Origin of the sequence: Inquilinus ginsengisoli, assembly GCF_031453975.1 — a bacterium.
GTDB lineage: Bacteria > Pseudomonadota > Alphaproteobacteria > DSM-16000 > Inquilinaceae > Inquilinus > Inquilinus ginsengisoli_A.
This window is the reverse complement of the sequence record NZ_JAVDPW010000002.1, coordinates 339,878-353,663: the sequence shown is the minus strand read 5'-3', so window position 1 is coordinate 353,663 and position 13,786 is coordinate 339,878. Positions and strand designations below refer to the sequence as shown.

Annotated in this window: 13 protein-coding genes; 10 read left to right on the top strand and 3 right to left on the bottom strand. The window is 68.3% G+C overall.

What is annotated here, in order from left to right:
• The first annotated feature begins 263 nt into the window (after positions 1 to 263).
• The 3 genes from E9232_RS05475 (at position 264) to E9232_RS05465 (ending at position 2,424) form a co-directional block, all read left to right on the top strand.
• Positions 264 to 983, top strand: coding sequence for a glutathione S-transferase (locus E9232_RS05475; RefSeq protein WP_309792600.1), 720 nt, complete (start codon positions 264 to 266; stop codon positions 981 to 983).
• 44 nt (positions 984 to 1,027) lie between these two features.
• A complete protein-coding gene (locus E9232_RS05470) occupies positions 1,028 to 1,882 on the top strand; it encodes an NAD-dependent epimerase/dehydratase family protein (protein ID WP_309792599.1) in 855 nt (284 codons plus the stop codon).
• A 299-nt stretch (positions 1,883 to 2,181) separates the two neighbouring features.
• Positions 2,182 to 2,424: a hypothetical protein gene (locus tag E9232_RS05465; protein WP_309792598.1), complete on the top strand. Its 243-nt coding sequence runs from the start codon at positions 2,182 to 2,184 to the stop codon at positions 2,422 to 2,424.
• Positions 2,425 to 2,464: 40 nt separating this feature from the next.
• Here the strand turns inward: E9232_RS05465 and E9232_RS05460 are convergent, their stop codons facing one another.
• Together E9232_RS05460 and E9232_RS05455 are read right to left on the bottom strand one after the other, a co-directional pair.
• Positions 2,465 to 3,196, bottom strand: coding sequence for a trypsin-like serine peptidase (locus E9232_RS05460; protein ID WP_309792597.1), 732 nt, complete (start codon positions 3,194 to 3,196; stop codon positions 2,465 to 2,467).
• 160 nt (positions 3,197 to 3,356) lie between these two features.
• On the bottom strand, positions 3,357 to 5,396 hold the full coding sequence (locus E9232_RS05455; RefSeq protein ID WP_309792596.1) for a calcium-binding protein: 2,040 nt from the start codon (positions 5,394 to 5,396) through the stop codon (positions 3,357 to 3,359).
• A gap of 502 nt (positions 5,397 to 5,898) precedes the next feature.
• On the opposite strand from E9232_RS05455, the gene E9232_RS05450 reads away from it, so the two are divergent.
• Positions 5,899 to 6,135, top strand: a complete 237-nt coding sequence (locus E9232_RS05450) for a hypothetical protein (RefSeq protein ID WP_309792594.1) — start codon at positions 5,899 to 5,901, stop codon at positions 6,133 to 6,135.
• Between the two features lie 9 nt (positions 6,136 to 6,144).
• Here E9232_RS05450 and E9232_RS05445 read toward each other — a convergent pair whose 3' ends face one another.
• On the bottom strand, positions 6,145 to 6,942 hold the full coding sequence (locus E9232_RS05445; protein ID WP_309792593.1) for an IclR family transcriptional regulator: 798 nt from the start codon (positions 6,940 to 6,942) through the stop codon (positions 6,145 to 6,147).
• A gap of 228 nt (positions 6,943 to 7,170) precedes the next feature.
• On the opposite strand from E9232_RS05445, the gene E9232_RS05440 reads away from it, so the two are divergent.
• The 6 genes from E9232_RS05440 to E9232_RS05415 all read left to right on the top strand — a co-directional run bounded on the left by E9232_RS05440 (position 7,171) and on the right by E9232_RS05415 (position 13,784).
• Complete coding sequence (locus E9232_RS05440; RefSeq protein WP_309792592.1) at positions 7,171 to 8,694, top strand: ABC transporter substrate-binding protein; 1,524 nt, start codon at positions 7,171 to 7,173, stop codon at positions 8,692 to 8,694.
• 105 nt (positions 8,695 to 8,799) lie between these two features.
• Entirely contained in the window at positions 8,800 to 9,741 is a 942-nt protein-coding gene (locus tag E9232_RS05435) for an ABC transporter permease (RefSeq protein WP_309792591.1), read from the top strand.
• Positions 9,741 to 10,610: an ABC transporter permease gene (locus E9232_RS05430; RefSeq protein ID WP_309792590.1), complete on the top strand. Its 870-nt coding sequence runs from the start codon at positions 9,741 to 9,743 to the stop codon at positions 10,608 to 10,610. Before E9232_RS05435 ends, E9232_RS05430 begins: the two co-directional genes overlap by 1 nt.
• Positions 10,610 to 11,770, top strand: coding sequence for an amidohydrolase/deacetylase family metallohydrolase (locus tag E9232_RS05425; protein ID WP_309792589.1), 1,161 nt, complete (start codon positions 10,610 to 10,612; stop codon positions 11,768 to 11,770). The genes E9232_RS05430 and E9232_RS05425 overlap by 1 nt, the downstream gene beginning before the upstream one ends.
• Positions 11,767 to 12,780: an ABC transporter ATP-binding protein gene (locus E9232_RS05420; RefSeq protein WP_309792588.1), complete on the top strand. Its 1,014-nt coding sequence runs from the start codon at positions 11,767 to 11,769 to the stop codon at positions 12,778 to 12,780. Before E9232_RS05425 ends, E9232_RS05420 begins: the two co-directional genes overlap by 4 nt.
• The gene (locus E9232_RS05415; protein WP_309792587.1) at positions 12,777 to 13,784 is read left to right on the top strand and encodes an ABC transporter ATP-binding protein; all 1,008 of its coding nucleotides are present in this window, start codon (positions 12,777 to 12,779) and stop codon (positions 13,782 to 13,784) included. Before E9232_RS05420 ends, E9232_RS05415 begins: the two co-directional genes overlap by 4 nt.
• The last annotated feature ends 2 nt before the right edge of the window (positions 13,785 to 13,786 follow it).

Sequence of the window (13,786 nt, the reverse complement as noted above, 5' to 3'; positions counted from 1 at the left end):
CCCGACCGCGCGCCCGGAATACGACGATTGCCCATCGGCCCGACGGCTTTGGCCGAGACCGGAAATCCCTGTTCGACAATGCAAGATGATGGAGTCCGGCAAATCATGCTATGGGCCGAAGCGGGGGCTCGATGGTCGCACCATCCCGGGCAGGATGGCGACCGCACCGTATGGGGGCGACGTGAACCCAGCGTGAAATGGTCCCGTTGCCTGAAGGACGGCCCGATCGCGGCCGGTTGCACCAGACATCAGAGGGCAGACCGATGACCTATGAGCTCTACTATTGGCCGGAAATCCAGGGCCGCGGCGAATTCATCCGCCTGGCGCTCGAGCAGGCCGGTGCCGACTACGTCGACGTCGCCCGCGGCGAAGGCGAGGATCTGCCCGGGCTGATGCATTTCATGAAGGACAAGTCGGTCCCGGAGCCGCCCTTCGCGCCGCCCTATCTCAAGGCCGGCGACCTGCTGATCGGCCAGACCGCAAACATCCTGCTGTTCCTGGGCGGTCGCCACGGGCTGGCGCCGGCGGAGGAGGGTGGGCGGCTGTGGACCCACCAGCTGGACCTGACCGTCGCCGACTTCCTGGTCGAGGCGCACGACACCCACCACCCGATCGGCAGCGGCCTGTACTACGAGGACCAGAAGCCGGAAGCGCAGCGCCGGGCCGCGGATTTCCTGGCCCATCGCGTGCCGAAATTCCTCGGCTATTTCGAGCGGGTGCTGGCGCGCAACCCCGCCGGGACCGGGCTTCTGGTCGGAAAGGACGTGACCACCGCCGACCTCTCGATGTTCCAGATGATCGCCGGGCTGCGCTATGCCTTCCCCAAGGCGATGGCACGGATCGAGCCGCAGCATCCGGGCCTGGTGGCCCTGCACGACCGGGTGGCGGCACTGCCGCGGATCAAGGCCTATCTCGCCTCGCCCCGGCGCATCCCGTTCAACCAGGACGGCATCTTCCGCCGCTATCCCGAGCTCGATCCCTGACGTATATTGTCGGACAATAGGATCGATCGCGGGAGGGACAGCACATGATCGTCGTCACGGGCGGCAGCGGGCAGGCGGGGCGCGCCTGCCTGAAGGACCTGATCGCGCATGGCTATGACGTGACCTCGGTCGACCTGGCGCCGCCGGCCGACCCGGCGGTGCGGCACAGCCGGGTCGACCTGACCGATTTCGGCCAGACCATGGCCGCCTTCTCCGGCATCGACGAGCGGGTGTCGCAGGTCACCGGCATCGTCCATCTCGCGGCGATCCGCGCCCCCGGCCTGGCGCCGAACCACGTCACCTTCGCCACCAACACGGTCAGCACCTACAACGTGTTCGAGGCGGCGCGGCAGCTGCGGATCCGCAACGTGGTCTGGGCGTCGAGCGAGACCGTCCTGGGCCTGCCCTTCGACTCGCCGCCGCCCTATGTCCCGGTCGACGAGGACTATCCCGGCCGGCCGGAGAGCGCCTATTCCCTGTCCAAGCTGATGGGCGAGGAGATGGCGAAGCAGTTCTGCCGCTGGGACCCGCAGGCGAAGATCCTGGGCCTGCGCCTGTCCAACGTGATGGACCCGGAGCGCTACGCCGAATTCCCCGGCTTCGACGACGACCCGCGCAAGCGGAAGTGGAACCTGTGGGGCTACATCGACGCGCGCGACGCGGCCCAGGCGATCCGGCTGGCGCTCGAATCCAAGCTGACCGGGGCCGACGTCTTCGTCATCGCCAATGCCGACACGGTGATGACGACACCGAACGACGCGCTGCTCGATGCCGTCTTCCCCGGCGTGCCGCGCAAGCACGGCTTTGGCCCGAACGAGACCCTGCTGTCGATCGACAAGGCGCGCCGGGTGCTCGGCTACGAGCCCCGCCACAGCTGGCGCGGCCAGCAGCCGGGGTAGGGCGCGGCCGGCAGGCCGATCTGGGGCCACGCGCCGCAGCGTCATGTTGCGGCGCACAATTTTTTGATGCCTGCACAGAATTCCGCGCTATACTGCCATCCGAGGCGGTCCTTGGCGTTCTAAATTTTTCAATATAGAACAAAGTCTTGGTGCGCACAGGAGGTCTGGCTCCACGGCATGCCGCCAGCACTCCGGAATTTGTGCATCGCAAAAAGCCTCTGCTCGTTCGGGCCGGCCATGCCGGTCCGGCCGGGCCTGCGGGAGGGGCCCCTGGACTGTGCGCAACCAGGGAGCGGAAGATGGACATGTTTGCCACCGTCATTCTGGTCTGCGCCGCGGCGCTGCCGCAGCGGGACTGCAACAGGGACACCGCCGTCGATGTCGTCGCCGGCCCGGCGGCAAGCTCGCCTCTCGGCTGCGGCTTCGGCGGCCAGGCGATGCTCGCGAGCACCGCGCTCGGCCCGGAACTGGGCGAAGGCCGCTATCTCAAGGTCCTGTGCATCGACCGGCAGCGCGCCCAAAGTCAGGCACGCCTGCCCTGAGCCTGTGCCGCCCGCGCTTCTGCCCGTGGAGTGGCGGCTCTCAACGCAGGGCGTCCGCGAAAGCCGTGGCCGGTACCGCGAGGTTCAGCGCCAGGCGGTCGATCGAGCCGGCCACGGCGATCCCCACCACCTGCCATTGTCCGTCCCGCAATGTCAGCAGCGGGCTGCCGCTGGTGCCGCGCGTGCCGTTGCAGTCATGCACCAGCACCAGCCCGTTCGCCACCCGGTCGGTGCCCAGCACCGTGCAGTCGGTGTCGGCGGTGATGATCTGGGCCTTGTCCTGGCTGTAGCCGCCGAGGACCAGCGCGGTGCCGGGGGGCGGCACCGAATCGGTGACCGCCAGCGGCGGCGCCTGGGGCGGGGCATCCTCGGCCAGCACCAGAACCGCCCAGTCGGCCGCGAACTCCTCCCGCGGGCGCAGCGGGTCGTAGGCGTCGGACCGGATCACATCCGTGACCAGGGTGTGCTCAAGATATTGCCCGCGCTCATAGCCGAACAGCACATGCAGCGACGATGCCTGCAGGAAATGCCGGGTTCGCGGGTTGAACAGGCAATGGGCGGCGGTCAGGACCCGGCGGGGCGCGATCAGGGCGCCGGTGCAGCGGGTGCCGATATTGGTCTGCACCTTGGCCAGGCTGCGCCAGGGCGCCTCCGTACCGTCGACCGGAACGCGCCGGTCTGCAAGCCCGAGGCCGGGCAATGGCGGCGGAGCGGCCGGCGCCGCGGCAGCGGCGAGGAGCATGCCCGCGACCAGGGCTGATGTGAGCCGCATCCTGTGTCCGCCTGTCCCGGAGACCGGGCCATGCCGCTCTCGCCCGCCAGTATCGACGCCGCTCCGGCCCAGGCCAAGGGGCGCATATCGCCGCGGCTGCGGATGAGCAAAAAAAGACCCCACCCTGCGGATCGCAGGGTGGGGTTGGCGTATCAGAGAGTTAGAGAACGAAGTCGCTGGCGGTCAGGGTGTGGTCGGACAGGACGGTGATGGCGAAATCGGCGACCTTGTCGCCATTGGTGTCGCCGAAGACGCCCTGGTAGCCGTTCGGCAGCGCGAGCACGCGGAGTTCGCCGGCGACGCCGGTGAAGGCGCCGGTGCCGAGGGTGAAGGCGCCGTCGCCGGCCCCGGCGCCGTTGGCGTCGATCGGCGACAGGTCGATCTTGTCGCCGGTGGAGAAGTCCTCGATCACATCGCGGCCGGATCCCGCCACGGTGCTGTCGCTGACGGCGTTGAAGACGAAGGTGTCGTTGCCGGCGCCGCCCTGGAAGGTGTCGGCCCCGCCACCGCCGGTGAGGACGTCGTCACCGCCGCGGCCCAACAGCCGGTTCGCACCGTCGTCCCCGGTCAGGACGTCGTTGAAGGCCGAGCCGCTGAGCTGTTCGATGCCGGTCAGCGTGTCGCCGACGGCATCGCCGCCGGACACGGCGCCGGTCAGCAGGTTGACGTTGACCGCCGCGGAACTGCTGGAATAGGCCGCGGTGTCGATGCCGGCGCCGCCGTCGAGATGGTCGGCGCCGACGCCGCCGGTCAGGACGTCGTTGAAGTTGTTGCCGTTCAGGGTGTCGTCGCCGGCACCGCCATAGACGACGTCGTTGCCGTCGCCGCCGTTGACCGTGTCGTTGTCGTCACCGCCGTCGATGGAGTCGTTGCCGGCGCCGCCGGTGATGGTGTCGGTGCCGGCGGCACCGACGAGACGGTCGTCGCCGTCGCCGCCGTCGATGATGTCGTTGCCGGCCTCACCATTCAGGGCATCGTTGCCGCCATTCCCGTTGAGCGTGTCGTCGCCGAGTTCGCCGCCCAGGACGTTGGCGTTGTTGTCGCCGGTCAGGACGTCGTTGTTGCTCGATCCGTACAGGTTCTCGATGTTGGTCAGCACGTCGCCCGTGGCGTCGCCGCCGGAGGCGGTGTGGGCCAGCAGGTCGACATTCACGCCGGCCGCCGAGCCCTGGTAGTTGGCGATGTCGGAGCCGTTGCCGCCGTCGATGATGTCGGCGCCGGCACCGCCGCGAAGCGTGTCGTTGCCGTCGAGGCCGAGGATGGTGTTGTCCGATGCGTCCCCGAACAGGTGGTCGATGAAGGCCGTGCCGGTGAGGTTGGTGATGCCGGTCAGCGTGTCGCCTTCGGCGTCACCGCCGGTGCCGGTGCCGGCGATCAGGTCGACGGTCACGCCGGCGCCGGAGCCGGAATAGTCGGCCGTGTCGATGCCGCCGGCGCCCGTGAGGGCGTCGGCCCCGGCACCGCCGACGAGGGTGTCGTTGCCGGCCGATCCTGTAAGAGAATCGTCACCGGTCGACCCGATCACGCGTTCGATCCCGGTCAGGGTGTCGCCCTGGGCGTCGCCGCCGGTGCCGGTGCCTGTGGTCAGGTTGACGGTGACCGGCGCGGCAGAGCCGGAATAATCCGCGGTGTCGTTGGTGCCGGCACCGCCCTGCAGCGAATCGGCCCCGCCGCCGCCGATCAGAGTGTCGTCTCCGGCACCGCCGAGGAGGATGTCATTGCCGCCCTGGCCATCGAGGCGGTCGTCGCCACCCTGGCCGTTCAGCGTGTTGGCGGCGGCGCTGCCGGAGAGGTTGTCGGCGCCGGTATCGGAGCCCAGCAGGTTGACGATACCAACCAGAAAGTCGCCCTGAGCATCGCCGCCGAAACCCTGGGACGCGCCGGTCAACTGGACGTTGATGCCCAGGATCGGCAGGGTGAGGCTGAGGATCACAGAAAGATCGATGGTCACGCCGTCGACCGAGGTGGTGTAGTCCGCCGCGTCGGTGCCCGACAGGGTGATGACACCGGCGGCATTCAGCAGGCCGCCGATGATCACGTCTGCGCCGGCGCCGCCCCGGATCACGTCATCGCCGGACCAGCCGATCGCGATGTCGTCGCCGCCGAGGGCATCGATGAAGTCGTTTCCGATGCCCTGGACAGGGCCAATGATGAGATTCGGCAGGATTTCTGCGCCGTTGGTACCAGTAAAAGTAGCCATCAATATCCTCCCCAGAATGAGAGCTTCATAGTTGGGCAGTTCCTGAGAAGATGTCCAACAAAAATAGGCATATCCAGATCTTACGTCGAGTAATCGCAGATTTATGGAAATAAATAGATTATTTTCCTACATTTATCATCCGATAAAAGACTATATTCTGATAAATTTGCTGGAAAAATAAAATACTATCGATATGTTTTTCGGGTAGCCGAAAGGCGGCTTAGGTCCTGTCTGAGATTGATTCCACCTTTCAAAATTAACTATCTGTTATTGCGCATTTTATTGTACATTTCTGAGCTTATTTGCCTATGTAAATTTTCCTAAAACGCGACGGAACTGTCACGACAGAAGCGGGCCGGTGCCGCCGCAGCGGTGCCGATTTCGGGCTGGCCGGGAACCGCAGGCATGGTGCGGACGTTGTTCGGTCCACCAGCTTCGTTCAAAAAAGACAGGGACCGGGCCGTCGCGTCGGCCGGTCCCGAATGCCTAGGGAGTGATCACCATGGATCGGGATTTCGGGCGCCAAATGGCGCGGGCGAGGGGCGCCGCGAAGGCGGCCAGCCTGGTGCAACGAGCCATTCGCCGTGACGGCGCGGCGGAAGCGGGCCATCTGCCTACGGCCGGCGCGACCTATGTCGTGGGGCGCCGGCGCAGCCTCAAGGCCGCGGTGGCGGAGGCGTCAGCCTTCCCTCATGCGGTCGATCCGGTCGCCCGCGACCTGGCCGCGCGGCGCCGCTGACCGCTCTGATCAGGCCGTCCAGCCCAGCAGCCGCTCGATCCGGCTGGCGGCTTCCTGCACCGCGACGCTGTAGGTCCGCTCCCGGTCCCGCGCTTTCTGCTCGGGCAGCACCACGCTGATCGTCGCCTCGCAGTCGCCGTTGGGGGTGCAGATCGGCGCGGCGATGCAGGCCACGGCGAAATCGGATTCGCTCAGCTGGATCGCCAGCTTCTCGGCCAGCGCCGCCTCGCCGGCCCGGCACAGCACCTCCGGATCGGTCTCGGCCATGCCGGTGGGCGAGGGCTGGGCCACCCGGCGCATCAGTTCGGTGCGCTCGGCCCAGGGCAGGTGGCCGATCAGCAGCCGGCCCGAGGCGGTCCAGTTCAGCGGCACCCGGGTGCCGACCTTGGACGACACCCGGAAATGCCCCGATGGCTCGGCCATCGCCAGCACCACCATGTGGCCGTCGTCGCGGCCGCAGACCTGCACCGTCTCGCCCAGCAGCCGGCTCAGCTCCCGCATCTCCTGCGACGCGGTCTCCAAGAGGTTCAGGGTGCGGCCATAGGCCAAGCCGTAATGGTAGAGCCGGGGCCCGAACCACAGCAGCCCGTCGCGGTCGCGCGACAGCAGGTCCTGGCGCAGCAGCGAATCGACCACGCCGTAGATCGTCGACATCGGCGCGCCCAGCGCCTTGGACACGTCATAGGCGGTGAGGGGGCGCCCGGCCGCCAGCAGGTGGTCGCAGATCTGCACCGCGCGCTCGATGCCGCTGACCCGGCTGCGCTCGCCCGCCGGTCCGGCCTTGGCCGCTGCCGCTTCTGCCGTCATGTCCTGGTCCCGATCTGCCCGGCCCTTGTTCCGGCCGAGTGGTATAGCCCGTATTCCAGCCAAGCTAAGCTCCCCCGGACATTCCGGTCAATCTCTGCCGATTCCAGCCGTCGCGGTCGATCGAATGGGTTGACGCCGCCGCGACGATCGCACTAGCGTATTCCATAACGGAAGACGTTGCTTCCTTATAATGGAATATCGGCGACCTCAAGACAGGGAGAGAGGGGAATGCTGAAGACATTGTGCCTGATCGCGCTGGCGACAGTGATGGGCGCGACCGGGGCCGTGGCCGCGCCGGCCAAGGGGGGATCGATCTCGGTGGCGACGGTGGGCGAGCCCCCGACGCTGGACCCGATGGTCAGCACCGCCGACCTGGTCGGCATCATCACCCAGCACATTTTCGAGACGCTCTACACCTTCGATGCCAACTGGGCCGTCACCCCGCTGGTCGCCGACGCCATGCCCGATGTCAGCGCCGACGGCCGCGTCTACACCATCAAGATCCGCCAGGGCCTGACCTTCCACGACGGCTCGGCGCTGGACGCCGACGACGTGGTGGCCTCGCTCAAGCGCTGGACCGAGGTGGCGTCGCGCGGCAAGCTCGCCGCCGCCAATATCGACAAGATCGAGAAGGTCGACGGCTTCACCATCCGGATCTCGTTGAAGCAGCCCTTCGCGCCGCTGCTGGCGCTGCTGGCCTTCAACAACAGCGCCGCCGTGATCCTGCCGTCGGAAAAGATCGCGCCGGAGCTGAAGGACATCGTCGGCAGCGGCCCCTACATGCTGAAGGCCCGCGTGCCCGACCAGTACATCCAGCTGGTCCGCTTCGAGGGCTACAAGCCGCGCGAGGGCGACCCCAACGGCTATGGCGGCGCCCGCAAGCAGTATCTCGACGAGATCCGCTTCGTGCCGATCCCGAACGCCAACACCCGGGTCGAAGGCGCCGTCGCCGGCCAGTTCGACTACACCGATTCCCTGCCGGTCGAAGCCTTCGACAAGGTCAAGGCCGGGGCGTCGGAGCCGATCATCCTGAAGCCGTTCGGCTGGCCGGTCTTCGTCATGAACACCAAGGAAGGCCTGCTCAGCGACCTCAAGCTGCGCAAGGCCGTGCAACTGGCGCTGAACGAGGAGGACATGCTGGCTGCCGCCTTCGGCAGCACCGACTTCTACGCCCTCGACGGCGCGATGTACCCGGAGGGCTATCCCTGGCGCTCCGATGTCGGCACCGAGGTCTACAACAAGGGCGATGCCGAAGGCGCCCAGAAGCTGCTGACCGAGGCCGGCTATGACGGGCAGAAGCCGATCCGGATCCTGACCAGCCGGCAGTACGAGTTCCACTACAAGATGGCGCTGGTGGCGGCGGAGTACCTCAAGGCCGCCGGCTTCCAGGTCACCCTCGACGTCACCGACTGGGCGACGCTGACCCAGCGCCGCGCCGACCCCGCGCTGTGGGACATCTACATCAGCCACAGCCCGTTCCTGCCCGAGCCGGCGCTGATCGGCGCCCTGGCCAAGGGCTCGCCCGGCTGGTGGGACACGCCGGCCAAGGACAAGGCGGTCGGCGCCTTCAACCAGGCGCTGACCCAGGACGAGCGGGTGAAGCTGTGGGCCGGGGTGCAGCAGGTGATGGCCGACGAGGTGCCGCTGATCAAGGTCGGCGACTTCAACGCCCTGTCGGCGAAGTCGAAGACGCTGCAGGGCGTGACGCCGGCCCCGTGGCCGTATTTCTGGAACGCCTACGTCGAGAAGTGACAAAGGCGACCCGTAGGTTGGGTTCGCATTCGCGAACCCAACATCTCGCCGCCCCGCACTGCGTTGGGTTCGCTGTCGCGAACCCAACCTACTGACCGGCCGCCCATGCTCTCCTACATCGTCAATCGCCTGATCGGCATGGTCGCGGTGATGTTCATCGTGGCGACGGTCGTGTTCGTCATCATCCGGGTGACGCCGGGCGACCCGGCCGCGGTGATGCTGGGGCCGGACGCCCAGCCGTCTGATATCGTCGAGCTGCGCTCCAAGCTCGGGCTCGATCAGCCGCTGCCGGTGCAATATGTCACCTGGCTGGGCCAGATCGCGATCGGCGACCTCGGCCAGTCGATCTTCCTGAACCAGCCGGTGCTGAGCGCGATCGGCGACCGGGCCGAGCCGACGCTGATGCTGACCGTGATGTCGATGCTGATCGCGGTGGCCATCGCGCTGCCGATCGGCATCGCCTCGGCGGTGTGGCGGGGATCGCTGCTCGACCAGGCGACGCTGACCGCCTCGATGTTCACCGCCAGCATCCCCAGCTTCTGGCTGGGCCTGCTGGTGATGCAGCTGTTCGCGGTCAAGCTCGGCTGGTTCCCGGTGGCGGGCTATGGCGGGCCGGGGGCCAGCTTCCTCGACCGCATGACCCATCTGGTGCTGCCGGCCTGCGTGCTCGGCATCGTCAACTCGGCCCTGATCACCCGCTTCACCCGGGCCAGCATGCTCGACGTGCTGGGCGACGACTATGTCCGCACCGCCCGCGCCAAGGGGCTGCCGGAGCGGCGGGTGGTGCTGAAGCACGCGCTGAAGAACGCGCTGATCCCGATCCTGACCGTGATCGGCCTGACCACGGCCCTGCTGATCTCCGGCGCGGTGGTGACCGAGACGGTGTTCGGCCTGCCCGGCGTCGGCAACCTGGTCGTCAACGGCGTGCTGCGGCGCGACTATCCGGTGATCCAGGGGGCGCTGCTGGTGATCGCCGCGCTCTACGTCCTGGTCAACCTCGCCATCGATCTCCTGTATCTCGTCGTCGACCCGAGGGTGCGCTACTGATGGCCGCCACCGCTTCCGTCTCGGTGGCCGGCGAGCGCATGAAGCTCGCCCGGCTGCTGGTCCGCCGCAAGACCGCGCTGATCGGGCTGATCGTGCTGGTGGTGCTGGTGCTGGCCGCCGCCTTCGCGCCCTACATCACCGGCTACGCCCCGCAGAAGCTGTCGATCGTCAACCGGCTGAAGCCGCCCAGCGGCGCCCATTGGTTCGGCACCGACGAATTCGGCCGCGACGTCTTCACCCGCGCCGTCTATGGCGGCCGGCTGTCGCTGTTCGTCGGCTTTTCCGTGGTGATCCTGTCCTCGGTGCTGGGCATCATCCTCGGGCTGGTCGCCGGCTTCTTCAAGCCGGCCGACCGGGTGGTGGCCCGGCTGATCGACGCGATGATGGCCTTCCCCGACATCCTGCTGGCGATCTCGCTGGTCGCGGCACTGGGACCCTCGCTGGTCAACGTCATCCTGGCGCTGGGCATCGTCTACACCCCGCGCTTGGCCCGCATCGTCCGCGCCTCGACCCTGGTGATCCGCGAGCTGCCCTTCGTCGAGGCGGCGCGGGCGCTGGGCGTGTCGACCTGGCGGATCGTCACCGCGCATGTGCTGCGCAACCTGTGGTCGCCGATCCTGGTGCAGGGCACCTTCATCTTCGCCTACGCCATCCTGGCCGAGGCCGGGCTGTCCTTCCTCGGCGTCGGCGTCTCGCCCGAAATCCCCACCTGGGGCACCATGATCAGCGCCGGCCAGCAATACATGGGCTCGGCCGACTGGATGATGGTGTTCCCCGGCCTCGCCATCGTCCTGTCCGTGGTGTCGCTGCAGATGGTCGGCGACGGCCTGCGCGACATCCTCGACCCCCGCCTGCGCAAGGAGCTGTAATGGCCCAATCGCTGCTCATCCGCGCCGCCCGCCCGGTCGGCTTCCCCGATCACGCCGACGACCGGCCGATCGACCTCCGCATCGAAGACGGCCGCGTCACGGCCGCAGGGCAGGGGATCGACGCGCCCACCGGCGCCGAGGTGATCGACGCCAGGGGTGCCTGGATCTCGCCCGGCTGGGCCGACCTGCACGCCCATGTCTATCACGGCGGCACCGACATCTCGATCCGCCCGTCCCAGGGCGGGCTGGCGCATGGCGTCACCACCATCGTCGACGCCGGCTCCTCGGGCGAAGGCAACTTCGTCGGCTTCCGCGAGTTCATCGCCGAACCGGCGGCGGAGCGGGTGGTCGCCTTCCTCAACATCGGCTCGATCGGCCTGGTCGCCTGCAACCGGGTCAGCGAGCTGATCGACCAGCGCTCGATCGACATCACCCGGACGCTGGCGGTGATCGAGGCCAACCGCGACATCATCCGCGGCATCAAGTGCCGGGCCTGCAGCACCGTGACCGGCGCCTGGGGCATCACCCCGGTCAAGATCGCCAAGAAGGTGGCGAAGATCGCCAAGCTGCCGCTGATGGTCCATGTCGGCGAACCGCCGCCGCTGCTGGAAGAGGTGCTGGAGATCCTGACCCCGGGCGACGTGCTGACCCATTGCTTCCACGGCAAGCCGGGCGGCAACATCCTGGAGGATGAGGAGCTGTTCGGCATCGCCAGGCAGGTCGCGGCGGCCGGGGTGCGGCTGGATGTCGGCCATGGCGGCGCGTCCTTCTCCTTCAAGGTGGCGCGGGCCGGGATCGAACGCGGGCTGTTCCCGTTCTCGATCTCGACCGACCTGCATCTGCGCTCGATCGACGGCCCGGTCTGGGACATGGCGACGACGATGTCGAAGCTGCTCGCCGTCGGCATGCCCTTCGCCGAGGTGGTGGCCGCCGCCAGCACCCGGCCGCGCTCGGTGATCGGGCTGCCGTCCGAAGGCAGGCTGGCGGCGGGGGCCGAGGCCGACTTCACCATCTTCGAGCTGGAGGATGCGTCGGTGACGCTGCCGGATTCCTCCGGCGACAGCGCCACCCTCGACCGGCTGTTCGCGCCGCGCCACGCGATCCTCGGCACCAGGTCGGTCAAGGCGGCCCGCCTGTTCGACCCGACGGTCCACGGATGAGCGCCAGCAGCCGCGACATCGTCCTCGCGGTCGAGGATCTGCAGACCTGGTTCCACAGCCGGGACGGCATCGCCAAATCGGTCGACGGCGTGTCCTTCGACCTGGCGCGGGGCGAGACGCTGGCGATCGTCGGCGAATCCGGCTCGGGCAAATCGGTCACCAGCCTGTCGATCATGGGGCTGCTGCCCAAGCCGGCCGGGCGGATCATGGGCGGCACCATCCGCTTCCGCGACCGCGCCGGCACCACCCACGACCTGGCCCATGCCAAGCCCACGCTGCTGCGCCAGCTGCGCGGGCGGGAGATCGCAATGATCTTCCAGGAGCCGATGACCAGCCTGAACCCGCTGTTCACCGTCGGCGACCAGATCGCCGAGTCGGTGCAGCTGCACGAGCATGTCGGCCGGGGCGAGGCGATGAAGCGCGCCCAGCGCATGCTGGAACTGGTCGAGATCCCGGCTGCGGCGTCGCGGCTGAACGACTACCCCCACCAGATGTCGGGCGGCATGCGCCAGCGGGTGATGATCGCGCTGGCCCTGTCCTGCAACCCGTCGGTGCTGATCGCGGACGAGCCGACCACGGCGCTCGACGTCACCATCCAGGCCCAGATCCTGGACCTGCTGCGCCGGCTGCAGGCCGAGATCGGCATGTCGATCCTGTTCGTCACCCACAACATGGGCGTGGTGGCCGAGATCGCGCAGCGCGTCGCCGTAATGTATGCCGGCCGGGTGGTGGAGGAGGCGCCGGTGCTCGACCTGTTCGACCGGCCGCGCCACCCCTACACCCGTGGCCTCTTGTCCTGCATCCCCAACGCCCGCACCGGTGGCCGGCACGACGACGCCCGGCTGCAGCCGATCCCCGGCACGGTGCCCAGCGTCATGGCCCTGCCGCCCGGCTGCGCCTTCGCGCCGCGCTGCCCGCTGACCGAGGGCCCCTGCGAGGCGGCGGTGCCGGACCTCGCCGCGGTGCAGGCCGGCCATCGCTCCCGTTGCCGCAGGACGGACCAGCTATGACCGCCGCCGCCCTCCGCCCGGACATCGATCCCGCCGCGCCGCTGCTGGATGTGCAGAACCTGTCGGTGCATTTCCCGATCGGCCATGGCCGCGTGGTCCGCGCGGTCGAGAATGTCAGCCTGTCGATCCGGCGCAACAGCATCGTCGGGCTGGTCGGCGAGTCGGGGTCCGGCAAGACCACCACCGGCCGCGCCATCCTGCGGCTGATCGAGCCGACCGGCGGCCGGGTGATGTTCGACGGCACCGACGTCACCGCCCTGCCGGAAAAGGCGTTCCGCGCCTGGCGCCGGCGGATGCAGATCGTGTTCCAGGACCCCTATGCCAGCCTCAACCCGCGCATGAGCGTGGCCGAGATCCTGGGCGAGGCGCTGGACACTCACGGCCTGGCCAAGGGCCGCCGCACCGAGCGCATCGGCGAGTTACTGGAGCGCGTGGGCCTCAGCGCCGACCATCGCCGTCGCTTCCCGCATGAATTCTCCGGCGGCCAGCGCCAGCGCATCGGCATCGCCCGGGCCCTGGCGGTGGAGCCCGACTTCATCGTGGCGGACGAGCCGGTCTCGGCCCTCGACGTCTCGGTCCAGGCCCAGGTGCTGAACCTGATCCAGGACATCCAGCGCGACCTCGGCCTGACCCTGCTGTTCGTCGCCCACGACCTCGCCGTGGTCGACTATCTCTGCGACGAGATCGTGGTGATGTATCTCGGCCGGATCATGGAGAAGGGGCCGACCCGCCTGGTCTATGACCGGCCGCGCCACCCCTACACCAAGGCCCTGCTGTCGGCCGCGCCGGTGCCCGACCCGCGGGCGAAGCGCGACCGCATCCTCTTGAAGGGCGACATCCCCAGCCCGATCAACCCGCCCTCGGGCTGCGTCTTCCGCACCCGCTGCCCGCTGGCGATCGACGCCTGCGCCCAGGCGGTGCCGCCGCTGACCGAACGCGAGCCCGGGCGCTTCGTCGCCTGCATCCGCGATGCCGAACTGAACGACCAACCGAAGCCGGATTGACC